The following is a 15,515-nucleotide window of genomic DNA, read 5'->3' on the forward strand; positions in this document are numbered from 1 at the left end:
AGGAGATAAGCCATGGCCGAGGCCGCGCAGTTTCACTGGGAAGACCCGTTGCTGCTGGATCAGCAGCTGACCGAAGACGAACGCATGGTGCGCGACGCCGCTGCGGCTTATGCGCAGGACAAGCTGCAGCCGCGCGTGCTCGAAGCGTTCCGGCACGAGAAGACCGACATCGAGATCTTTCGCGAGATGGGCGAACTCGGCCTGCTCGGCCCGACGATTCCCGAACAATACGGCGGCCCCGGCCTGAACTACGTCGCGTATGGCTTGATTGCGCGCGAGGTGGAGCGCGTCGATTCCGGCTACCGGTCAATGATGTCGGTGCAATCGTCGCTGGTCATGGTGCCGATCCACGCGTTCGGCTCGGAAGCGCAGAAGCAGAAATACCTGCCGAAGCTCGCCACCGGTGAATGGATCGGCTGCTTCGGACTGACCGAACCGAATCACGGTTCCGATCCGGGCAGCATGGTCACGCGGGCCAAGAAAGTTGACGGCGGCTATTCGCTGTCGGGCTCGAAGATGTGGATCACCAATTCGCCCATCGCCGACGTGTTCGTGGTGTGGGCGAAGCTCGAAGAAGACGGCAAGGACGCGATTCGCGGCTTCATTCTCGAGAAGGGCTGGAAGGGCCTGTCGGCGCCGACTATTCACAGCAAGGTGGGCCTGCGTGCGTCGATTACCGGCGAAATCGTGCTCGACGAAGTGTTCGTGCCGGAAGAGAACCGTTTCCCGGAAGTCAGCGGTTTGCGCGGTCCGTTCACCTGTCTGAACTCGGCGCGCTATGGCATTGCCTGGGGCGCGCTCGGCGCGGCCGAAGCATGCTGGCATACCGCGCGTCAGTACGTGCTGGATCGCAAACAGTTCGGCCGGCCGCTCGCCGCGAACCAGTTGATCCAGAAGAAGCTCGCCGACATGCAGACCGAAATCACGCTCGGACTGCAAGGCGTGCTGCGTCTTGGCCGCATGAAGGACGAAGGCACCGCGGCCGTCGAGATCACCTCGATCATGAAGCGCAATTCATGCGGCAAGGCGCTGGACATTGCGCGGCTCGCACGTGACATGCTCGGCGGCAACGGCATCTCGGACGAGTTCGGCGTGGCGCGGCATCTGGTGAATCTGGAAGTCGTGAACACTTATGAAGGCACGCACGACATTCACGCGCTGATTCTTGGCCGCGCGCAAACGGGCATTCAGGCTTTCTTCTGAAACCTGCGGTGCGCTGATGCCGCCGGCCGTTGGGGGCGTTTGCGCAACACGATAAAAAAGCCAGTTCATATGAACTGGCTTTTTTTGTTCGACGCAGCACGCCGCAGTGCATGGCGCGCTTTGTCACTCACCGCCGCTTACTTGTTCGGCTGCGGCGTCATGCGCAGATACGGGCGCAGCGCCTTGTAGCCGTTCGGGAATTTCTGCTTGATGACTTCCTCGTCCTTCAGCGACGGGACGATCACCACGTCATCACCCTGCTTCCAGTTACCCGGTGTCGCGACCGAGTGATTGTCGGTGAGTTGCAGCGAATCGATCACACGCAGCACTTCGTCGAAGTTGCGGCCCGTGCTGGCCGGATAGGTGATGATGAGCCGCACCTTCTTCTTCGGGTCGATCACGAACAGCGAGCGGACGGTCAGCGTTTCGTTCGCATTCGGATGGATCATGTCGTACAGCTCGGAAACCTTCCGGTCGCCATCAGCGAGAATCGGGAAGCCGACATTGGCGGCTTGAGTCTCGTTAATGTCTTTAATCCACTCCTTGTGAGACTCGGCGCTGTCGACCGACAACGCGATGGTCTTCACATTGCGCTTCTCGAATTCATCAGCCAGCTTCGCCGTCAAGCCCAGTTCGGTCGTGCAGACCGGCGTGAAGTCAGCCGGATGCGAAAACAGCACGCCCCAGCTATCGCCCAGCCATTCATGGAATTTGATCGGGCCGACACTCGACTGCTGTTCGAAATCCGGCGCGATATCGCCAAGACGTAGACTCATCATGCATCTCCTAGAGGTTTGGACATTGCCGCGACAGCATTCACCGACGGCGCCCCGCAAAGATAAAGCATACGGGAGCGACGGTGTGTGACGAACGAACATCGCGTCACTACTTTATGCGTTTTTGTAATTTTCACTGATTTAGTGGAAACTTTGCGGGACAGATCAACTCCATTCTAGGCAAACTTTGCCGCATATTGTGCTGGCGGCGGGGGTTTTGTCGTTATGCTTCAACCGGGAACGGTTCGTGCGAAGTTGTGAACCAACCGAGCCCTGCGCTCGCCAGCGGCCGTTTCTTTGGTTACGATTCACGCGTGGCGTGAGACGAAGGGGAGCTGTCAATGTCGGAAGTCAACAAGGAGAGATTGATGTCGGATATCAAAACCGTCCTCGCGGACGCTGAAGATCTGCTGAAACAAGCCGCGAGCGCCACCGGCGAGCGCGCTTCGGAACTTCGTGAAACGGCGCTGACGCGCCTGAAGCAGGCCAGGGAAAAAGCGGCTGACGTTCAGGTCGTAGTGGTCGAAAAAGGTAAGAAAGCGGCCCGCGCCACCGACGACTACGTGCACGAGCACCCGTGGGCATCCATCGGCATCGCCGCGGGCGCCGGCGTGCTGCTTGGGCTGTTGATCAACCGCAAGTAACACTGGCGACGGCGTCGGACCTAACCGTCCGGCGCATCAGCGAATCGAGTTGACCGGCGCAAGCCTGGCCGGTCCGCTTCTTCTGGCGCGCGTGCGCGCCGGTTAGGCCTTCACGCGCAACGCCCACAGCCATGACGATCGACACACAATCGCAGCGCGGAGAACATAGTCCTTTGCGCCGCATAATCGGTTCCGTGTTTGCCATTTTGCAAACGCGGCTGGAACTGGTCGGCATCGAACTCGCCGAAGAAAAGGACCGTCTGCTCGGCGTGCTGTTTCTCGGCCTCGCCGCCATGATGCTCGCCACAATGGCACTGATCGCGCTCACGGCGCTGATCGCCATCGCATTCTGGGACACCTACCGCTGGCAAGCGCTCGCCGGCATCACCGCGGTCTATGCGATTGCGGGATTAGCCTGTGCGCTGAAAGCGCGCAGCGGATTGCGCAATGCCCCGATGGTGTTCGAGGCGACCATTGCCGAGTTCGAAAAAGACCGCGACGTATTCCGCAAACCGTGACCCGGAAGACGCAACGGCGTGCCCTGCGTCTTCTTAAGAATTTCGCGCGATTTGCAGCGCCGTTCTACCGCCCCACCTTCACTGCCGCCGACACGCCATGAGCCAGATCCATTCCGATACCGCCTTCCGTAACAAGCGCCACCAGGCCAAAGATCTGAGCGCACCTCATTTGCGCGCGCTGCGCAAGGAACTGCTGCTCGTGCGCGCGGATGTCGAGCGCATGGAACTCGCTCAGGCGACTATCGAATTGCGGCAGGCAGTGACGCACTTCAGTTGGCTCAAGTTCATCCTGCCGGGCTTCGGTGGCATGCGTGTGGGCCAAGGCTCGAAGGCGAGCTTTCTTAACGCGGGAAGCATTGGCGCCCTCCTCAAACAGTATCCGCTCATCAGTTCGATCGCTTCGATCCTCCTCGCCAAGCCACTGCGCGCAACGGTCGCAGCGGGCGCCAAGCCTGTGCTCAAATGGGGCAGCCTCGCCCTTGCCGGATGGGAAGCCTATCGGATCTGGCAACAGATGAAGCAGGATTCCGCTGCGTCGTCTGGCGACAGGGCCGACTCGACCAATAGCGGTTATTGACGCGTGACGTTGATTGCCGTCTTGCCGTCTTGCCGTCTTGCCGGTTTGCAGGTTTGCCGGTTCGCCGTCTTGCCGGTTCGCTAGCTTGTATTCCAGCAATCGGCGCTAGCGGTTGTCGAACCGTTTGTTCCGCTGTTTGAACCGCCGGTTGTGCCACTCTTGTTGCTACGTAATCCTGTCGCATCGAGCGTGAAAATACCGCAGGTGTCGTCGTGCATCGGACCTGATTCGCTCGGCGCCGCCTCTATCGCGTAGCCACCGTTCGCATCGTCGGCGGGCAGAACATGCAGGCGATAAACGGGTGTGCCGAATTGCGGCGCCTGATCGAGACCTGGGGGCAATGCCGACAAGTTGTCGCTCGACGCTCCCTCGACGAATTGGGCCGCGCGATACAGCGCGGCCGCCGCATCGATTCGATGAGTTCGCGCGACATGGCTGCGGTACGAAGGCACGGCAAACACGGCCAGCGCGGCGACAATCGCCAGCGTGATCATCAATTCGAGCAGCGTGAAGGCGGATGTATGCGGCTTCATGACACCTCCAATCAGAAAGGCCGCGCGGCGACGCGGCGCCAATGACGTTCAATCTTCTCTCCATCGATTACCAGCTCCACCTGCAACCACACCTGCGACGCATTCGTCCGGCCGAAGCCGCGCGAAGTCAATAAGTACGCTCGAGCATCAGTGCGAGTTGCCAGACGCCAGGCCTCGACCAGACATTGCGGCGCTCGTAGCGATCCGGGCCATTGCGCTACGGGCGTAACGGCGCCGGCTTCGAACGCGGCTTCGAGTTTCCATTGAACCGGTTCGCCGGATACGGTCGGCAGCGGCGCCGCGCTTTGGGTGGTTGCCCTCGCGATCACACTGCGGGTACACAAAGTCAACGCCGAATCCGCAGCATGGAAAGCCTGCAGGTATTCGCGAACATTGGTGGCGCCACGCGCTGCCGCAATCGATGTCTCGAACCAGGCCGCGGAAGTGGCCAACATCATCGCTGAAATCAGCAGGACGATCGGTAAGACTGCACCGAGTTGCCGAATGCGTGAACGGTTTTCGCGGGGCACTCGACTGAAGCACGAAAAGTCTTCCACTTGATCGTGACGCCTAACGCATCGCCTGACTGCCAGGTGCTGTTGCTGTTCGATTCGCCGTTTCGTCACGCCCCATCCTCCGCGTGATTGCGTATCGCAACGCGCCGCGAGAACGCCTGGCGCGGACGCGAATCGCTAGCCAGAGCGCCGACGCCGTCACAATCGACATAGCGCGAACGCTGTCCTCGTGGCGCACCACGCACGAGCACGCAGAGATCGACGGCGACGACCTTCGCCCATTGATCGGCCGTCACGGCTGACGCGTCGCTTGCAGCCAGCGCACCGGCCAACCAGTACTTGACGCGCACGCGCTCGACACCTTCGACCAGCGGCTGCGCGGACCCCGTCTTGCCGTTGCCCTCGCAATAAAGCTCCGGCTCCCCGGTCGAAGCACTGACTCTGGCGAAGTACCGGTTGACGACCAGCACACCCTTGTCGCCGAGCGCTGCGCTGGCGCCGGTCACGGCCTGCCCGAGGCAGTCGGTTGTTTGCCCGCTGGAGGACGGCCATGTGGACACGTTGTCACCGACATAGCTGACCGCGACGCCGTCTGAATGACTAGGCAAGGTCTCGCAGGCAAGGCTATCGTCAGCGCCGGTCGGACGGCCACCCGAGCATCCGAACAACGGTGCGGGAGTGTTGTACCGTGCGACGTCCGCGGGTACGAAGCCGGCCATTTGCAATTGCTGGCCGATCAGCGTCAGTGCAATGAGGCCGGATTCGCGGATCCGCATCGCATCGCTCGCGTGTTCGAATGCACTGCGCTGGGCCGTATATAGCGAGACAGCACCCGCGGTCACCAGCAGCCCCAGCGCCATGGCAATCGCGAATTCGATCAGCGTGTGGCCGCGAGCGGGATTCGATCGCCGCATCATTGTGCAAACGCCAGCGCTACGCATGACGACCCCACGGGAAGATCCGCTCCGCCGCAGGGCACGGGCTTGTCGATCACATCGTCGGAATGCGGCATGTCGCGCAGCGCTGCCCACGTAACACGCGCAAAGGACACACCGCCGTTGTCACGCACCGAGGCTTCGCCATGCGGCAAAACTACCGCTGCCCGCGCGCTCCATTGCCTGATTGCCGCGTCGCCCGCGGAAGACGCGTACGTCGCCTCCACAACGGAGTCGGCTATCCAGGCGGCGTGTTCGCGCATCGACATCGCGCGGGCTTCACGCACGGTCCACAATTGCCCGGCGATCAAGCCCAGCGCTGTGACCGCCATTAACGCGACAGCCAGCATGACCTCGATCAATGAGCTGCCACCACACGCCGACCCGCAACAGCGCGAGTAACGGTTCTGCGGGTATCGGTTCATGACGCCGCTCCGCAAGCGCCTTCGGCGATCCGCGCGCGACCACCCGCTGCAATACGAATGCAGCGCCGCCACGTGGCCCCTTGCGTGGCCTTGGACGGCGCACGCGGCGCAATATCAAAACTGCGGAAGGTGCCGATCAATTGCCCCGCTGGCGGCGTGAACGTGAGATTCGTCTGCGTGCCGGTAATGCTCACGGCTGCAAAGAGAGGCTGCGCGCGCAATAGCGATGACGATCCGCCTCGTTCAGCGAGAACAGCCCAGCCGCAGGACCAGTCAGCCACACCATTGCCGCACGGCTGCCCCGCCGCAAGACAATGCCGGGCCGCATCGGTCCGGAAGACGGTGACTCGCGCGCCCTGGCGCAACGCTTCACTACGCGCATAGGCAAGCGTCGAGGCAAGCGCCTTCGCGCGGGCGTCGACCTGATCGCGCACGTACCACGCGACGAACGAGGGCGTACCCAGTACGGCGATCACGGCAAGCAGCGCGACCACGGCCAGCGTTTCGACAAGCGTGAAGCCGCGGCGTCGCGGCGGACAGACTGCATTCCATTTCATCTGCATCCCTGATCGATTCGAAGAATGCAGCCAATCTAGCGATTTGCAAATCGCTCAACAATCGGCCGAATGGCCAGGTGGCACTCAGACGCTATCCCGCGCAAAAATGCACGCGACGAACCATAACGGCAACGGGAGATGCGGATGCGCGAAACGACGCAGGGAAAAACGGCTACTCAGACGCAACGCGAGATGCGACTGCGTTCAGCGTTTGCGGGGGGGCTTGGGAGGAGAAGAGGCGCGGCGAAATTCTTCGATCACGTCTTCGAATTCGGAGACGTCTTCGAAGCGCCGGTAGACAGACGCAAAACGAACGTAGGCAATGGTGTCGAGCGCACGCAACTCGTTCATCACGAGCTCGCCGAGGCGCTCACTGCGCACCTCGCGCTCGCCGCTGCCGAGCAACTGATACTCGATGCGCGCAACCGCCGCGTCGATCGCGTCTGCGGCCACCGGGCGCTTGCGCAGCGCCAGTTGCATGCTCGCGACGATCTTGCGGCGGTCGAATTCCGTGCGGCTGCCATCCTTCTTGACGACCGACGGCAACGCCAGCTCGACCCGCTCATACGTCGTAAAACGTTTGTCGCAGGCCGGGCAGCGGCGGCGCCGGCGAATCGTTGCGCCGTCTTCGGATACGCGCGAGTCGACAACCTGCGTATCGGCGTGACGGCAGAAGGGGCAGTGCATGGCGGCTTAGCGGTAAACCGGGAAACGCTGGGTCAGCTCGGCGACTTGCGCGCGCACGCGTTCGATCGTGGCGGCGTCTTCCGGGTTGTCCAGCACGTCGGCGATCAGGTTACCTACCTGCTCGGCTTCCTTGACGCCGAAACCGCGCGTGGTCATGGCCGGCGAGCCGAGTCGCACGCCGCTCGTCACGAACGGCTTTTCCGGATCGTTCGGAATCGCGTTCTTGTTGACCGTGATGTGAGCAGCACCCAGCGCGGCTTCCGCAGCCTTGCCGGTAATCTTCTTTGCGCGCAGGTCGACGAGCATCACGTGGCTTTCGGTGCGGCCCGACACGATGCGCAGACCGCGCTTGACCAGCGTTTCCGCCAGCACGCGCGCGTTTTCGACGACTTGCTGCTGGTACGCCTTGAACTCGGGCGACAGCGCTTCCTTGAACGCGACGGCCTTGCCGGCGATCACGTGCATCAGCGGTCCACCTTGAATGCCCGGGAAGATGGCCGAATTGATCTGCTTTTCGAACTCGGCTTTCATCAGGATCACGCCGCCGCGCGGGCCGCGCAGGCTCTTGTGCGTGGTAGTGGTAACGAAATCGGCGTGCGGCACCGGATTCGGATAGACGCCCGCCGCGATCAGGCCGGCGTAATGCGCCATGTCGACCATGAAGTACGCGCCGACCGACTTGGCGATCTTCGACAGGCGTTCGAAATCGATACGCAGCGCAAACGCGGAGGCGCCCGCCACGATCAGCTTCGGCTTGTGTTCCTGAGCGAGCTTTTCTGCGGCATCGTAGTCGATGTCTTCGGCTTCGTTCAGGCCGTAGCTCACCACGTTGAACCACTTGCCCGACATGTTGACCGGCGAACCGTGCGTGAGGTGGCCACCGTGCGCGAGGCTCATGCCCATGATCGTGTCGCCCGGCTTGAGCATGGCGAAGAACACGCCCTGGTTCGCCTGCGAGCCGGAGTTCGGCTGCACGTTGGCGGCTTCGGCGCCGAACAGTTGCTTCACGCGGTCGATCGCCAACTGCTCGGCGATATCGACGTACTCGCAGCCGCCGTAGTAGCGCTTGCCCGGATACCCTTCTGCGTACTTGTTCGTGAGTTGCGAGCCTTGCGCAGCCATGACGGCCGGGCTCGTGTAGTTTTCCGACGCGATCAGTTCGATGTGCTCTTCCTGACGGCGGTTTTCCTGCTCGATGACCTTCCAGAGTTCAGGATCGACGTTGGCGATGGTGCTTTGGGCTCTGTCAAACATACGGATTCCGTTGAATGTGTTCAGGTTGACCGGATCGTGCGCCGAATCTTGCGTAGAGGGTACGCAGCGCTGCTGGCGGCTGGGCCAGCCCTGACGTGGCGGATGGAGAGTCGCCGCACACGCGAGGCAGGACAGCCACCGCCAGCGCAGATCAATGCGCGCGGATCACGGCTGCCCAGGCGAACGGCAAAACGGCACCCTGCGCTTCACGGTGGGTTGCTCCACCTTGAATCCGATTGCTTGAACCGGTTCTATCGCCAGTCACGCAGGGATGAGCGCGTTAGTTTATTGGAAGAGGATCGAATAGGCAACCGGCTTCCGGCCGCTGCCGCACGTGCCGGCTGGACGGCCCTCAGCGCCGCCTTGTGCAGCGCGCAAACGTCTGACGGAACAGCGCCGGCGGGCCGCGGCGCGTCCCTCCCAAAGCCTCTCGTACGGCTGGTTTACCCTTGCCGCAGCGCGGCAATGGAAGTAGGCTTGGGGCCTTTCTCTCCTACCTGCCAGGGAACCACAGCAATGATCGTGTTCGTCACCGGAGCGTCCGCGGGATTCGGCGCCGCTATCGCTCGCGCCTTCGTCAAGGGTGGCCATCGTGTGGTCGCCACAGCTCGCCGCAAGGACCGTCTGCAGGCACTCGCCGATGAACTCGGCGACGCGCTTCTGCCGTATGAACTCGACGTACGCGACCGCGCGGCCGTCGAGGCCGTTCCTGCCTCGCTGCCGGCGGACTTCGCCGCAATCGACGTGCTGGTCAATAACGCCGGCCTCGCACTCGGCATCGAACCGGCGCAGAAAGCGAGTCTCGACGAGTGGAACACCATGATCGAGACCAACTGCACAGGTCTCGTGCAGGTCACGCACGCGTTACTGCCGGGCATGGTGGAGCGCAACCGCGGCCACATTTTCAATCTGGGCTCGGCAGCCGGCAGCTGGCCGTACGCGGGCGGCAACGTCTACGGGGCCACCAAAGCGTTCGTGCATCAGTTCAGCCTGAATCTGCGCGCCGATGTGGCCGGCACTGCGCTGCGGGTGACGAACGTCGAACCTGGCCTGTGCGGCGGCACCGAGTTCTCGAACGTCCGGTTTCGCGGCGACGACAACAAAGCCGCCAAAATGTACGAAAACGTGCAACCGCTCACACCCGAAGACATCGCGGACTCGATCTACTGGATCGCCACGCGCCCGGCGCACGTCAATATCAACACGATCGAGCTGATGCCGGTGGCGCAATCGTTCTCCGCGTTGTCCGTTCATCGCGGCTAACGCCCGCCAGACGGGGCGCACATCTTGAAACAGACCTTGGGGTGTGCGTTCCGGTAAAATGCGCCGCATGAATATGTCGACCAGCCAGCCCGGCACGGAAATCGGCTATACGTGGCCCATCCGCGTGTATTACGAAGATACCGACGCCGGCGGCATCGTGTTTTACGCGAACTACCTGAAATTTTTCGAACGGGCGCGCACCGAATGGCTGCGCGCGTGCGGCGTCGACCAGAATCGGCTCGCGGATGAGTCGGGGGCAATTTTCATCGTCCGCAGCACCGCGGTCGATTACCGGGCGCCGGCCCGGCTCGACGATGTCGTCAACGTAGTCAGCCGGATCGAGCGTCTCGGCCGCGCTTCGGTCGATTTCGCGCAGGAAGCGTGGCGCGACGGCACGCTGCTTGCTACCGGTTCCATCCGGGTCGGCTGCGTGGACCGCATCGCGCTGCGGCCGGCCGCGATTCCTCCGCCGGTTCTTGCCGCCTTGCGGCGCGGTCCGGCCGTGAGCGACAGCGGCGTGTCAACGGACAATGACTGAACCCCGTTGTTACGGGGCCAGTGAACTCGTAACGATCAAGCAACACAAAGCATGGTTCGGCTTGCAATATCGCCGATGCTTCCGTTTTGCTCACGGCAAGCTTCGAGCGGCCTTGCAGCCGGACGCCCCCTTCCGGGACGTTAAAACGAACCTTTATGAACACTACACAAGATCTGTCGATCGTTTCCCTCGTACTCAATGCGAGCCTGCTGGCGCAGGCCGTCATGGCCCTGTTGCTGCTGTTGTCGCTGTTGTCGTGGACCTTCATCTTCCGCAAGTGGTTTGCGATCCGTCGGGCGCGCGCGCAGACTGAACGTTTCGAACGCGATTTCTGGTCGGGTGGCGACCTGCAGGCGCTTTATCAAAGTGCCGCGAACAACCGCCACACGATCGGCGCCCTGGAGCGGATTTTCGAGTCCGGCATGCGCGAATTCCTGAAGGGCAAGGAAAAGCGTCTGAACGATCCGGGCGCGATTCTCGACGGCGCGCGGCGTGCCATGCGTGCCGCGTTCCAGCGTGAAATGGACGTGCTCGAAGCCAATCTCGCGTTTCTCGCGTCGGTCGGCTCGGTCAGCCCGTATATCGGTCTGTTCGGCACGGTGTGGGGGATCATGAACGCGTTCCGCGGCCTCGCCAACGTGCAGCAGGCCACCCTGGCGAATGTCGCGCCGGGCATCGCCGAAGCGCTGACGGCTACCGCAATTGGCCTGTTCGCTGCGATTCCGGCCGTGGTTGCCTACAATCGCTACGCGCACGACATCGACCGTCTGGCGATCCGCTTCGAGACCTTTATCGAAGAATTCTCGAACATCCTGCAGCGTCAGGCACAGTAAGGAGTCCACGATGGCAGGCTCTCGCTCCTCCAGCATGCGCGGCAGCCGCTCGCGCCGCGCGATGGCCGACATCAACGTCGTGCCGTATATCGACGTAATGCTCGTGCTGCTCGTGATCTTCATGGTGACCGCGCCGCTCGTCGCGCCGTCGATCGTCAATCTGCCGACAGTCGGTGGCGCGGCGCCGCAGCAGCAAACGCCGCCCGTCATCGTGAACATTCGCGCGGACGGCAACATGAGCGTCAAATACAAGGACGATTCGGGTGCGCAGCAGCAGGAAGACATGACCAAGGCCGATCTGAACGGCTTTATCGCCGAGCGCGCGCAATCGCACCCGGATCAGCCGGTCGTCATCGCCGCCGACAAGACCGTGAAGTACGAAGTCGTGATGAACGTGATGTCCGAGCTCAAGGCTCGCGGCGTCAAGCGCGTTGGATTGCTCGTCAAATCGCAATGATCCGCAAGAACTCCGAATACCCGCTCCAGCCACCGCGTGAACGCGGCACCGGGCGAGCCTTTGCGTTCGCGCTGGTGATGCACGCGCTGCTCGGATTCTTCCTGTATCACGGCATTCAGTGGCAAAACAGTACGCCTGAGGGCGCTGAAGCGGAACTGTGGACCGAAGTGCCCGACGCGGTGATCCCGCGTCCCGTCCCGCCACCGCCCGCGCCCGTGCCGGTCGCCCCTGCCCCGCCGGTGCGCGACGAGCAGGCCGACATCGCGCTGCAGGAAAAGAAGCGCCAGCAACAGGAGGCGGCTCGCCAGGCTCAGTTGGCCGAGCAGCAACGTCAGCAGAAGCTGCAGGCCCAGCAGGAAGCTGAAGCGAAGCGACAGCAGCAACTGGCGGCCGAACAGGCAGCGCAACTCGCGGCACAAAAGGCTGCCGCAGCGAAACAGAAACAACAGCAGCAACAGCAGCAACAGCAGGAGGCCAACAAGCTGAAGCAACAGCAATTGGCCGAGCAGCAAAAGCAACAGCAGTTGAAGGAACAGCAGCAGGAACAGCAAAAGCAAGCCGAGGCTGAAGCGCAGAAGAAGGCCGACGCGCAGAAAGCCGCGAAGGCCAAAGCGCAAGCCGACGCCGCGGCGCAAGCGAAGAAACTGGATGCGGAACGTCGCGCACGCCTCGCGCAGATGCAAGGCCTCGCGACCGGCGGCACCGGCTCGACCACCAGCGATGGCCTCGGAAAGAACGGCACGGGCAGCGGCTCGGGTGGCACGGCGACCTCGCCGGGCTACTCGGACAAGGTGCGTCGTGCAGTGCGCCCGAACATCACGTGGGGCGGTGAGACCAGCGGCCTGGAGACGGTCGTCTCCGTGCGCTGCTCGCCGACGGGCACCTTGCTTGGCGCAACGATTTCACGCAGCAGCGGCAACGCAGCGTGGGACGACGCGGCGCTGCGGGCCGTCCAGCGTACTGATCCGATGCCTCAGGACATCAATGGCAAGACACCGACCAGCTTCCTGATTACGTTGCGCCCGGCCGGTTGATTGCAGCAGTTCGACAGTCAGTCGACAGCAAACGCAGCGCCCCGCCCATCGGGGCGCGCTCGGGAACGAATTAGTTGTTTTCGGGTCTGTCTGCTGTCTTGAAGCGTTAGTAAAACCGTTTTTGGGGAATCCATACAGCATGAGTTTGATGACCAAGCTAGGCCTGCGGACACTTGTAGCGTCGTGCCTGATCGCCGTAGGTGGCGCCGCCAACGCACAACTCAACGTCCTCGTCACGGGCGTCGGGTCCACCCAGTTTCCGATCGCAACGGCGAATTTCGCCAATGAAGCGAACTCGCCGCAGCAGGTCAGCACGATCGTGCGTCAGGATCTGCAGCGCAGCGGCAAATTCACTAACATCGACGCGGGCTCCACCCCGGTCGCCGAAACGGATTCCGTCGACCTCGGCAGCTGGAAGGCCAAGGGCGCCAACGCGTTCGTGTCGGGCAGCGTGAACCGCCTGCCGAACGGTCAATATGAAGTGCGCTTCAAGCTGTACGACACCGTCAAGGGCGAAAGCCTCGGCGGCCTCGTGCTGGTGAGCCCGGAAAGCGGCTTGCGCATGAGCGCGCACAAGGTTGCGGACTACATCTACGCGAAGCTCATGGGCGGCCGCGGCGTGTTCGCCACGCGCCTGTCGTACGTCATCAAGACGGGCGGCCGTTATCAGTTGCAGATCTCCGATTCGGACGGCCAGGACGCGCACATCGCGCTGTCGAGCCCCGAGCCGATCATCTCGCCAGCATGGTCGCCAGACGGCACCAAGGTCGCTTACGTTTCGTTCGAAAAGAAAAAGCCGATCGTCTACATTCACGATCTGCCCACGGGCCGCCGCATCGTGGTGTCGGACCAGAAGGGCAATAACAGTGCGCCGGCGTGGTCGCCGGACGGACGTACGCTGGCGGTTGCGCTCTCGCGCACCGGCAACACGCAGATTTTCGCCGTCAATGCAGACGGCAGCGGCCTGCGCCGTCTCACGCAAGGCAGCTCGATCGACACCGAACCGTGCTTCTCGCCTGACGGCCAGTCGATCTATTTCACCAGCGACCGTGGCGGCCAGCCGCAGATCTACAAGATGTCGGCCCAAGGCGAAAACGCCGGCGCCGCACAGCGCGTCACGTTCACGGGCAGCTACAACACCAGCCCGCGCGTGAGCCCGGACGGCAAACAGCTCGCTTATATCTCGCGCGTCGGCGGCGGCTTCAAGCTTTATATCCAGGACCTGCAAGGCAACACCGCCACAGGCCTGACGGACACGACACATGACGAATCGCCGAGCTTCGCGGCGAACGGTCAGTACATTCTTTACGCCACACAGGTGAACGGCCGTGGCGTGTTGGCCGCAGTATCGACCGACGGTCGCACTCGGCAGGTCCTGTCCGTTCAGGGTGGCAGCGTACGCGAGCCGTCCTGGGGCCCGTTTATGCAATAACGTTTATGCAATAACACAAGGAGAGTAACCAAATGATGTCAAAACTTCGCTTCGCTTTTGCTGTATTGATGGTCGGTGCGCTGGCCGCATGTCACTCGGGCGTCAAGCTCGACGAGAACGCTAACAAGGGTGGCACGGTCTCGGCACAGCCGAACCCGAACGATGTCGCGACGGTCAACGTCGACCCGCTGAACGATCCGAACAGCCCGCTCGCCAAGCGCAGCATCTACTTCGACTTCGACAGCTACTCGGTGAAGGACGACTACCAATCGCTGCTGCAACAACACGCGCAATACCTGAAGAGCCATCCGCAACGCCACGTCCTGATCCAGGGCAACACCGACGAACGCGGCACCAGCGAGTACAACCTGGCACTCGGCCAGAAGCGTGCTGAAGCTGTGCGCCGTTCGCTGTCGTTGATGGGCGTGACGGACTCGCAAATGGAAGCCGTGAGCCTCGGCAAGGAAAAGCCGCAAGCTACGGGTCATGACGAATCGTCGTGGGCACAAAACCGCCGCGCCGACCTCGTATACCAACAGTAAGTAACGGGTGATGAGCCGAATGACGCATCGTTTCTCCTGGCTGCGGTTTGCCGCAGCGGCCTGCGTCGCAGGCACGGCCTTCACGGCTGTGCCCGCCCATGCGGGCATCTTCGACGACGATCAGGCCCGTCAGGCCATTCTCGATCTGCGCTCGAAGACCGATAGCCTGTCGAGTCAGTTGTCGGCTGCGCAACGCACGATCCTCGATCAGTCCAATCGTCTCGACCAGCTCAATCAGCAGGTCGCGACGCTGCGCGGACAGAACGAGGACATGGGCAATCAGCTCGCCACGCTGCAAAAGCAGCAAAAGGACTACTACACCGATCTGGATACGCGCCTGAAGAAATTCGAGCCGCAGCAGCAAACGGTGGACGGCGTCCAGGGCGAGGTGCAGCCGGGTGAGACCGAGTCGTTCAACGCGGCTTCGCAGCAATTCCGCAACGGCGACTTCAAGAATGCGGCGGCGTCGTTCCGCACCTTCATCTCCAAGTTTCCGAACAGCCCTTACCAGCCGACCGCGCAGTACTGGCTGGGCAACGCGTTGTATGCGTTGCGCGACTACAAGGGCTCGACGGCGACCTGGCAAGGTGTGGTGCAGAAATATCCGCAGCATCCGCGTGCGCCTGAAGCATTGTTGGCGATTGCGAACAATCAGCTCGAGCAGGGTCAGAAGGCCGCGGCCAAGAAGACGCTGGAGCAGATCGTCGCGCAGTACGGCGGCTCGGACGTCGCGCAATCGGCCCAGAGCAAGCTCTCGCAGATCAAGTAGCTGGCAGTAACGCGCAGTGTCCG

20 protein-coding genes and 1 riboswitch are annotated in these 15,515 nt (G+C 62.3%); of the genes, 12 read left to right on the forward strand and 8 right to left on the reverse strand.

Annotation, left to right across the window (positions count from 1 at the left end):
• Nucleotides 1–12 precede the first annotated feature (12 nt).
• Nucleotides 13–1,203 carry an acyl-CoA dehydrogenase gene (locus tag P0D71_RS14455; protein WP_091796639.1) on the forward strand — a complete coding sequence of 397 codons (1,191 nt, stop codon included), beginning with the start codon at nt 13–15 and terminating at the stop codon, nt 1,201–1,203.
• Between the two features lie 137 nt (nt 1,204–1,340).
• Here the strand turns inward: P0D71_RS14455 and P0D71_RS14460 are convergent, their stop codons facing one another.
• Nucleotides 1,341–1,979 carry a peroxiredoxin gene (locus P0D71_RS14460; RefSeq protein ID WP_408480745.1) on the reverse strand — a complete coding sequence of 213 codons (639 nt, stop codon included), beginning with the start codon at nt 1,977–1,979 and terminating at the stop codon, nt 1,341–1,343.
• Between the two features lie 341 nt (nt 1,980–2,320).
• Between P0D71_RS14460 and P0D71_RS14465 the strand changes: the two genes are divergently transcribed.
• The 3 genes from P0D71_RS14465 to P0D71_RS14475 all read left to right on the forward strand — a co-directional run bounded on the left by P0D71_RS14465 (nt 2,321) and on the right by P0D71_RS14475 (nt 3,718).
• On the forward strand, nt 2,321–2,623 hold the full coding sequence (locus P0D71_RS14465) for an ElaB/YgaM/YqjD family protein (RefSeq protein WP_091796641.1): 303 nt from the start codon (nt 2,321–2,323) through the stop codon (nt 2,621–2,623).
• A 131-nt stretch (nt 2,624–2,754) separates the two neighbouring features.
• Nucleotides 2,755–3,141, forward strand: a complete 387-nt coding sequence (locus tag P0D71_RS14470) for a phage holin family protein (RefSeq protein ID WP_011486908.1) — start codon at nt 2,755–2,757, stop codon at nt 3,139–3,141.
• Nucleotides 3,142–3,238: 97 nt separating this feature from the next.
• A complete protein-coding gene (locus tag P0D71_RS14475) occupies nt 3,239–3,718 on the forward strand; it encodes a DUF3318 domain-containing protein (protein WP_091796642.1) in 480 nt (159 codons plus the stop codon).
• Between the two features lie 80 nt (nt 3,719–3,798).
• Here the strand turns inward: P0D71_RS14475 and P0D71_RS14480 are convergent, their stop codons facing one another.
• The 7 genes from P0D71_RS14480 to glyA all read right to left on the reverse strand — a co-directional run bounded on the left by P0D71_RS14480 (nt 3,799) and on the right by glyA (nt 8,624).
• Nucleotides 3,799–4,251, reverse strand: coding sequence for a type IV pilin protein (locus P0D71_RS14480; RefSeq protein WP_091800788.1), 453 nt, complete (start codon nt 4,249–4,251; stop codon nt 3,799–3,801).
• An 11-nt stretch (nt 4,252–4,262) separates the two neighbouring features.
• Nucleotides 4,263–4,877 carry a pilus assembly PilX family protein gene (locus P0D71_RS14485; RefSeq protein WP_408480689.1) on the reverse strand — a complete coding sequence of 205 codons (615 nt, stop codon included), beginning with the start codon at nt 4,875–4,877 and terminating at the stop codon, nt 4,263–4,265.
• On the reverse strand, nt 4,874–5,683 hold the full coding sequence (locus tag P0D71_RS14490; RefSeq protein ID WP_408480691.1) for a PilW family protein: 810 nt from the start codon (nt 5,681–5,683) through the stop codon (nt 4,874–4,876). Before P0D71_RS14490 ends, P0D71_RS14485 begins: the two co-directional genes overlap by 4 nt.
• Complete coding sequence (locus P0D71_RS14495) at nt 5,680–6,126, reverse strand: type IV pilus modification PilV family protein (protein WP_408186716.1); 447 nt, start codon at nt 6,124–6,126, stop codon at nt 5,680–5,682. Before P0D71_RS14495 ends, P0D71_RS14490 begins: the two co-directional genes overlap by 4 nt.
• A complete protein-coding gene (locus tag P0D71_RS14500) occupies nt 6,123–6,683 on the reverse strand; it encodes a GspH/FimT family pseudopilin (protein WP_408480693.1) in 561 nt (186 codons plus the stop codon). The genes P0D71_RS14495 and P0D71_RS14500 overlap by 4 nt, the downstream gene beginning before the upstream one ends.
• 204 nt (nt 6,684–6,887) lie before the next feature.
• On the reverse strand, nt 6,888–7,370 hold the full coding sequence (gene nrdR / locus P0D71_RS14505) for a transcriptional regulator NrdR (protein ID WP_091796645.1): 483 nt from the start codon (nt 7,368–7,370) through the stop codon (nt 6,888–6,890).
• A gap of 6 nt (nt 7,371–7,376) precedes the next feature.
• Nucleotides 7,377–8,624 (reverse strand): serine hydroxymethyltransferase, encoded by a 1,248-nt coding sequence (gene glyA, locus P0D71_RS14510; protein ID WP_408301028.1) that lies wholly within the window; start codon nt 8,622–8,624, stop codon nt 7,377–7,379.
• A 166-nt stretch (nt 8,625–8,790) separates the two neighbouring features.
• A riboswitch (ZMP/ZTP riboswitch) is annotated at nt 8,791–8,899 on the reverse strand.
• Between the two features lie 241 nt (nt 8,900–9,140).
• Here glyA and ydfG point away from each other — a divergent pair.
• From ydfG to ybgF, 8 genes are all read left to right on the forward strand, one after another.
• Nucleotides 9,141–9,887, forward strand: a complete 747-nt coding sequence (gene ydfG / locus P0D71_RS14515) for a bifunctional NADP-dependent 3-hydroxy acid dehydrogenase/3-hydroxypropionate dehydrogenase YdfG (protein ID WP_091796647.1) — start codon at nt 9,141–9,143, stop codon at nt 9,885–9,887.
• Between the two features lie 58 nt (nt 9,888–9,945).
• Entirely contained in the window at nt 9,946–10,425 is a 480-nt protein-coding gene (gene ybgC / locus P0D71_RS14520; RefSeq protein ID WP_408480695.1) for a tol-pal system-associated acyl-CoA thioesterase, read from the forward strand.
• Nucleotides 10,426–10,580: 155 nt separating this feature from the next.
• Nucleotides 10,581–11,258: a protein TolQ gene (tolQ, locus tag P0D71_RS14525; protein ID WP_007179119.1), complete on the forward strand. Its 678-nt coding sequence runs from the start codon at nt 10,581–10,583 to the stop codon at nt 11,256–11,258.
• Nucleotides 11,259–11,268: 10 nt separating this feature from the next.
• Nucleotides 11,269–11,715, forward strand: a complete 447-nt coding sequence (tolR, locus tag P0D71_RS14530; RefSeq protein WP_007179120.1) for a protein TolR — start codon at nt 11,269–11,271, stop codon at nt 11,713–11,715.
• The gene (gene tolA, locus P0D71_RS14535) at nt 11,712–12,749 is read left to right on the forward strand and encodes a cell envelope integrity protein TolA (RefSeq protein WP_091796649.1); all 1,038 of its coding nucleotides are present in this window, start codon (nt 11,712–11,714) and stop codon (nt 12,747–12,749) included. The genes tolR and tolA overlap by 4 nt, the downstream gene beginning before the upstream one ends.
• Before the next feature lie 139 nt (nt 12,750–12,888).
• Nucleotides 12,889–14,181 (forward strand): Tol-Pal system beta propeller repeat protein TolB, encoded by a 1,293-nt coding sequence (gene tolB / locus P0D71_RS14540; protein ID WP_091796650.1) that lies wholly within the window; start codon nt 12,889–12,891, stop codon nt 14,179–14,181.
• A gap of 32 nt (nt 14,182–14,213) precedes the next feature.
• Nucleotides 14,214–14,723, forward strand: coding sequence for a peptidoglycan-associated lipoprotein Pal (gene pal / locus P0D71_RS14545; RefSeq protein ID WP_012431817.1), 510 nt, complete (start codon nt 14,214–14,216; stop codon nt 14,721–14,723).
• A gap of 19 nt (nt 14,724–14,742) precedes the next feature.
• Nucleotides 14,743–15,492, forward strand: coding sequence for a tol-pal system protein YbgF (ybgF, locus tag P0D71_RS14550; protein ID WP_408349857.1), 750 nt, complete (start codon nt 14,743–14,745; stop codon nt 15,490–15,492).
• The last annotated feature ends 23 nt before the right edge of the window (nt 15,493–15,515 follow it).

The organism is Paraburkholderia sp. RL17-383-BIF-A, from assembly GCF_046028015.1.
Taxonomy (GTDB): domain Bacteria; phylum Pseudomonadota; class Gammaproteobacteria; order Burkholderiales; family Burkholderiaceae; genus Paraburkholderia.